The 3,341-nt window shown below is 62.9% G+C and carries 1 protein-coding gene; it reads right to left on the bottom strand.

From position 1 onward, the window contains the following. Positions 1–3,341 (bottom strand): glucoamylase family protein (locus EOS_RS36075; protein ID WP_047897009.1); only part of this gene is annotated, 3,341 nt, incomplete at both ends.

The raw sequence follows: 3,341 nt of genomic DNA, 5'->3' as shown, positions 1-3,341 counted from the left end.
GTCCGGACAGCCGCGCCTGGCGCATGGCAGCGGGCGCGCGGAGGCTGCCATTGCGACCGACAAATTCGCGGCGATCGCAGGTGAAACCGGCGACAGCCTCGTCAACCGCGAAGAACGCGACGCGGCCGCCGAACTCCATCGAATAGTCGTTGCGGGCAAAGAGCGCCCCGGTGAGCGGATCGGCCTCGGTGACTATGTGCATGGCGGACTTCTCGCGTAAATCGCCAAGCGTCCACTCGACATAGCCGGTGGCTGAAAGGCGTCGCGCGCGTCCGGAAACGTTGCGGATCTTGAGCACCGAAAATTTGATAGGTGCGTGTAGCGCGACGTACACCCACAGCTCGGAACGGATGCCATCTTCCTCATGCTCGAACACGCTGTAGCCGAAGCCATGGCGAGTGGTGTACGTTGCGCTGCCGCGCCGGGGCAATGGACTAGGCGACCAGTAATGTCCGCTCTCCTCGTCGCGCAGGTATAGGGCTTCGCCGCTCGTATCGCCGATTGGATCGTTAGCCCATGGCGTTAGTCTGAACTCGTGCGCGTTCTCGCTCCACGTATAGGCACCTCCGCTCTCGGAGACGACCGTGCCGAAGCCCGGGTTCGCAAGCACATTTGCCCATGGCGCCGGGGTGGAGTCGCCAGGTTCCAGCTTGATGACGTACTCGGTGCCGTCTGCCGAAAAGCCGCCGTACGGGTTCTGCAGAATCAACGCGTCCGCCGGCGCCGGAGCGTGCACCTCAGGCAACCGGTCAGCGAAGTAGGCGCTCGTCGGCTCGAACGGCACTGCGCTCGTATCCGGGCGCCGACGCTCGACTTGCTCGGCCAGGCTTCCACGCGTGTCCGCTACGATAATGCGCGCCACCGCCTGCATCAGGTCACGGTCTTCGCGTGACAATTGCTGGGCTGGCCGAACGAAAATCCCACCCGGCCGGTCTATCAGGTTCGCTTCCGTGCCCGAGGCGATCAGACCCATGATCAGGTCCTGCAAGTTCTGCCGGTAGCCCGCGTGGTCCTCGTTCCAGATCACCAGATCGACGGCCAGCCCTTTTTGTCGCCAGTATGCATGCGCCTGTACCATCTGCCGAACCAGTTCGATGTTGGCCATGTCGGTGATCTGCAGCAGCACAATAGGCAGGTCGCCCGAGATCGACTGGCCCCATAAGCCGGACTGGTTGCGCCGGTTCGCGGCCAATACGCCAGCCTCGGCGCGCAACGACGCGTTGGCGTAGATGATCGACGCCGCCATCTGCTCGTAGAGCCGCGCATCGGAAACCGTGGCGTTCATCTGTCGCAGCGACACCTGACTATGAGTCCAGGCGAGGTCGAAGACACGATCGGCGAGTTGCCGGTCGCGATATTTGTCGATCAGGCGCAAGCAGCCGTCACGGCTGTCGCTTAACCCTGTGACGAAGTCGATCGTCGCCGACTGCCCCGGGTTGAGCGTAATCCGGCAGCGAATTGAAACGATCGGATCAAGCACGGATCCAGCACTGTTCGAGAGCCGGCCCTGGGTGTCGGATCCGTCGTTCATCGCCGCGGGATGAACGACGCTGCGTCCCCGGCCGATAAACCGCGCCCGGTCGGTCTCGTAGGAAATCGCATCGATATCCACGCCGTGCGCCGCCAGCAGATGACACATCCACGGCACGGCTTCCTTACTCGAGCGAGGCCGCCGCGTGCATAAAATGGCTTGCAACGGCTCCAGCAGTTCGGTCTGAACGAACAGATTACTGAAGGCGCGATGCGCGGCATCGGCCGCCGCGGGCGCCAGCACGACCTCGCCATAGCTGGTCAGCTCGATCGTCCGCCGCACCCGTGCGCGATTGGTGATATGAAGGCGCCGCAACTCGATATCGTCTTCCGGCGACACCACGATCTCGGTATGCGAGTCGAAGTCGCGTTCGCGCACGCGGAACTCGGCGCGCGCGTCGGAGAAAATGGCTTCGTAAAGATTGGGGCGCTTGAGCGTCGGCTGATGTGCGCTCGACCAGAACTCGCCACTCGCCACATCGCGCAGGTAACAAAACATGCCCCAGTTGTCGGACGTGATGTCTTCGCGCCATCGCGTAACCGATAAATCGCCGCAACGGCTGTAGCCGCCACCCGCGCTGCTTACCATCACGTGATACCGGCCGTTCGACAGCAGTTGCACTGAAGGTCTCGCCCGGTCGGGGTCGGTGAAAATGCGCAGCTTGGTCTCCGCAATAAGTGCAGCCGCGTCGACGGCGGGCAGGCCCGGCGTCGGCAAATATTCGGTTGCAGTCTTCGGGATGCGCTCCTGCAACAACAAGGTGGTGGCCTTGAACTGCGGGTCGGATTCGAAGCGGCGCTGCATGGGTTGCCCAAGCAGGCAGCTCGCCATCGACAACAGGCTCATGCCCTGGTGGTGCGCCATGTACGAGTGGATAACGACCGAGGTCTGACCGCGCGGCACACGTGCCTGAGTGTGATCGATGGCTTCGTAGAAACCATAGCGTCCGGCCGCTCCAGTCGCCACAAGACGCTGCAAGTTACGGCAAGCCGCTGCGGGCGCCACCATCAAGGCAAGCGCCGTGGCGTACGGTGCGACGACAACATCGTCACCGAGTCCACGCTTGAGCCCGAGGCCCGGCACGCCAAACGCGCGGTACTGGTAGTTGAGTTGGGCATCAAGCACGTTGTAGCCCGACTCGGACACGCCCCACGGCACGCCGAGCTGATGGCCGTACTCGATCTGCCGGGCGACTGCCGCACGGCAGGTCTGGTCGAGCAAGGTGCCTTCGTAGCTGGGCATGACCAGCATCGGCATCAGGTATTCGAACATCGAGCCGGTCCACGAGAGCAAGACCGGAACACCACCGGTACTCGTCAGCAAACGTCCCAATGTGAACCAGCTTTCCTGCGGCAACTGGCCCTGCGCGATCGCCACGAAGTTCGTCAGCCGCGCCTCGGACGCGAGCAGATCGTAATAACCGGTATCGAGACGGCGCTCGTCCACGTTGTATCCAATGCTCAACAACTCGCGGCTGCCGTCGTAGAGGAACTTGAAATCCATCGTCGCCAGGTCAGCGGAGAGTTCCGCCAGCCGGTTGACTTGCGCGATGCGATCGATTGCGACACAGCGTACTTCAATGGCGCGTGCTTGGCCCACGTCGGGCCACAGATTCACGTCAAGCTGTGCAAGTTGCCGGAAGGTCGGCAAACCCGGATCTGCATCGATGGCTGGCGGCAGGTCGAAGCGGCCAAGCTCGTCGGCGATGTCACGGCATTGTGCCGACAGTGCTCGCGACCAGAAGAAAAGATCGCTATCCGCCGGACCTTTGATCTCGTGCGCGAGCGTCGCGGCCAAGGCCGACACCCGG

Origin of the sequence: Caballeronia mineralivorans PML1(12) (assembly GCF_001028175.1) — a bacterium.
GTDB lineage: Bacteria > Pseudomonadota > Gammaproteobacteria > Burkholderiales > Burkholderiaceae > Caballeronia > Caballeronia mineralivorans.
Note: the sequence above shows the minus strand (reverse complement) of the source record. Positions and strands in the feature narration are given on the sequence as shown.